This is a genomic window from Pseudoalteromonas sp. Z1A6, from assembly GCF_011378745.1.
Lineage (GTDB): Bacteria > Pseudomonadota > Gammaproteobacteria > Enterobacterales > Alteromonadaceae > Pseudoalteromonas > Pseudoalteromonas arctica.
On the sequence record NZ_WTKW01000399.1, the window covers coordinates 1 to 3,498 of the forward strand.

The 3,498-nt window shown below is 38.9% G+C and carries 1 protein-coding gene; it reads right to left on the reverse strand.

Going from position 1 to position 3,498, the window contains the following annotated elements; genetic code table 11:
* Nucleotides 1-374: 374 nt before the first annotated feature.
* Nucleotides 375-3,470, reverse strand: a complete 3,096-nt coding sequence (locus tag GQR46_RS17740; protein ID WP_165741791.1) for a PilC/PilY family type IV pilus protein — start codon at nt 3,468-3,470, stop codon at nt 375-377.
* Between the last annotated feature and the right edge of the window lie 28 nt (nt 3,471-3,498).

The following is a 3,498-nucleotide window of genomic DNA, read 5'->3' on the forward strand; positions in this document are numbered from 1 at the left end:
AATTGGTTACTTTAATAAATAACAAGTAAATTTAAACAACAGAAATTTATTGAATATTTATGGGGGGATGGCAACAAGTTAACATGCCCTGTACCTATATGGTGACACGTCATGTTAAATTTTGCTCTTACATTTGTTAATTAAATATAACTAAGACCAGCTATTGTTGACTAATATGGACTACAGGTACCTAAAATAAAGGGCTTGAGTGATAGGCAGTATTTTGTAAACGAATGTGTATCATACATGGGTTGGTTTAGAGCGCTTCGATAACTATAAAACAATTATATAAGCAAACCATCAGCATTTTTGATTCGCTCTTAAAATTAAAAAGCCACCTAATTAAGGTGGCTTATGTTTATTGCATTGTGTTTTTAATGTGCCTGACTATCGTTTTCTTCGCGTTTATAAATATATGTTTGTTGGGTTTTAAAGCCAAAACCAGTTGGTTCAGCGCCATTTACTAGCTTAACTTTTCCACCTTCAACATTTAAATTTGGCCCAAGTATTTCAATAGCTTTTATCGGCTTATCAGAACCTTTAACCCCAGGGCCTATTAAATAAAACTGACTAACTTGCGTTACATCCGTTGCATCATCCCAATCGCACTTACCATCCGCATCATTATCTGCACACGACGGGCCTTCCCCAAAAAATAGTTTCGGTGTATCTGGTACATCATTACTTGTTGCAAATTTCACATCGTCATAAACCTTCGTTCCATAATGCAAATGAAAGGCATAAAGCGAACCACCGCCACCCGTTAACGAACATTGGTTTTGTGTTGATGATGAAGATGCAGGCGTAAAGGAAGTAAAGTAAGCAACCCCACCAACGACCGTTGCTGCAGCAAGGGACTTTTCGCCCGTCCCTAATTCGTATCGCCACCCTTTAAATTCGGCTAACTTAACTTCAAGATTAACAAATTTATCTACGTCATCAAGTGCATTACCAAATGGGTCTTCATTCATTTTCATTAAATCATCTGGCACTATTGGGGCTGGAAATTCAGTAAATATTTTTGTTAGGGTGTTTTCATCACGGATCATATACAGCTGATCTTGCTCATTAGTAGCAAGTGGGTTTGAGCGATTTCCGCTGCCTATCACAATTGCGTCGTACGGGGTGTCTAAACGGGTGGTGATCATTTCACCACCATAATTGGTCTTAGTAACTTTACTAAACAGCGTTCTAGCAACTAACGGTTTATAAAAAAAACGTCTGTCTTGTGACGCTAATGTACTGCCAAGTTCAGCAAGTTTAAAGTGAGTAATCTCATCTTCATCATCGGTGGGAATATCTACACGCCAAATATTACCGCCAGTATCGGTTGCATAAATTCGGTCAATATACCCATCGTAATCTGAGTCAAGCGTAGTTACATCCGCTGCAATACTGTGCTCTCCGGTAAAACCATGTTCATCTGGAGTGAGCGCCCATACCTTTTCGCCAGTTTTAGCATTAACAATGTAAATACCTAGCCCGGTTTCATCTGTTGTTCTAATCGCATTATCTTTGTTTGTATCGTAGCCTGCGCCAAATATCAGCAATGGATCCTCACCAAACGCTTTAATGTAAGCAATTTGAAGTTTAGACCATGTTTGTGCTAAATATTTAAATTCTTCAGAGCCACCAACAATTGGCTTATTCCATAATTTTTTAGGTTTTTTTGGGTCACTTATATCCAGGCCGTAGTAATTTTTACCGCCTCGGCGCATGCCTGTAAATGCCCAAACTTCATCGCCCTCACTCGCTTTAACAACGCCATCATTTAAACCATCAGTGTTTAAACTTTTATTATTAAAGAACACACTTATAGGGCCATCCATGCCATACACTTTTGTATTTGCGAGATTACTTCGCAAAGCCGGAATGTTTTTTAATAAGGCAGCAGGTGTAAAAGCCCACCTTTCTTCAACAGTATCGCCTTTGTCTTCGAACATATGTAAAAAGCCGGCATTGGTACCAACAAGTATATGAATACTTCCATCGCCGTAATCTATAGATACCGGTTTTGAATGCAAAGGATCGCCAAAAATATTGATTCGCTGATCTACTGATGAGTCATCACCATCTTCATTATCAACATCAACCCCTCGTGCCCAGTTAATATCACTCTCCTGTAAAGTTAACCCGATATTAGGAATCAAATCAGGGGCAAGATCGGTAACTGTACTTGTCGCTAAATTTAAAATGGTTTGTACTTTATCAAAAGTAAAATCAATAATACTGCCCGTTTTATCTATGTAGATTTTACGGCTATCAGGGTCTAAAGTTGATAAAAGTAAATTTACGCCACCCTGAGCTACTAAATTCCCATCTGCAGGCTTATTAGTTGGCAGCCAAAAAGTTCGAGCTTTCTCATCAATTAACCCATTTTCATCAAGAGCTATTTTATCAGTTGAATCGACTATATTTGCACCAGACACTTTAAGCTTTTTTAAATTTCCGCTCCAACGTGCGCCTGTTTCAGGGTAAAACATCGCAAAGTAAATTGACTCTCGGCTACGTGTTTGGTCAACATTGTTACTTGCTACCGTAGGAGATGAAAAACTATCGTTAACTTCGCGTATTTTCGATATTGTATTATTAAGCGCTTCAGAAAGTTCAGTCGATGTATCTGCATGTAAGTACTCGCCGCCGCCCAATAAAGCGGTTTTTTCTAATAACTTTTTACCATTTGTACTCATGCCACTACCAAAACCGATAGTAAAAACGCGTCCGGTATCAGCAACCTCTGGCGTGGTGTCGTACAAATCCACCTCTACATCTCTTGTACCATGTATTATCTGAGCTAAAGCGGCTAAATAACTGCCACTTGTTTTAGCTGGGTTTGAGCCAAAAGTAGATTTGTATAATGCTTTTATATCTGAGTCTGACTGATTATCGTTGTAGGGATCACCGTCGGTCATTAAAATCACATTAATAGAGTTGTCACAGCGCTCATCAGAACCTTGAACAGCTTTAAAGGGCGAGATGTATTTAGAATCATAGCCGTCATATCGATTCCCTGTTTCGGCAGAATAATCCCTATCACCTTTATTTCGACCATAATCAACATACCAACCTCTTAGGTATCGATAAGCCTCCCACAGAGTCTCAGCTAAAGGCGTGCTTCCACCCGCACTTAATTCTTCGATTTTATCCGTGATAGTATCGTGATCAGTCCCAACATCAGATAAAACATATCCACCATATGAACTATAAAAACGCATTAAACCAAAATCAATCGAGCTGTTATCACTTACTAATTGGGTCATCGCGCTTATACCAGCATCGATTTTTTTAGGGCCCCCATTAGGCAGCTTAGTCTTCATACTTCCTGATGTATCAAACACAATAAGCACGCGAGGGTTTTCGTCGGTTTCAACATTATGGTTTACGTATAGCTCTATATCTTCGGCAAATACAGAAAGGCTAATACCCACCCCGAATAACAAGGCAGCTATTTTTTTTAGTTTGAATTGCATTTTTAAATCCCTTTATTTGCGCTTTTTA